At 45.3% G+C, this 245-nt stretch carries 1 protein-coding gene; it reads right to left on the reverse strand.

Going from position 1 to position 245, the window contains the following annotated elements; all coding sequences use genetic code 11:
* Positions 1–34 precede the first annotated feature (34 nt).
* The coding region (locus HMPREF2937_RS13155) for a TCP-1/cpn60 chaperonin family protein (RefSeq protein ID WP_083326959.1) at positions 35–245 on the reverse strand (211 nt) is incomplete at its 5' end.

Raw genomic sequence — 245 nt, forward strand, 5'->3', positions numbered from 1 at the left:
GTGTTCTTTCTAATTAATCTATTCGTATTTTGGATTAGAATCCACCCATCATTGATGGATCCATGCCAGGAGCTGCTGGTGTGCTTGCAGCAGGTTCTGGATGGTTAGCCACAACGGCTTCTGTTGTAAGGATAAGGCTTGCTACTGAAGCAGCATTTTGAAGCGCTGAACGTGTTACTTTAACTGGGTCAATAATACCAGCTTCAACCATGTTCACCCATTCACCGTTAGCAGCGTTGAACCCC

Source organism: Staphylococcus sp. HMSC061G12, assembly GCF_001838465.1.
GTDB classification, from domain to species: Bacteria; Bacillota; Bacilli; order Staphylococcales; family Staphylococcaceae; genus Staphylococcus; species Staphylococcus simulans.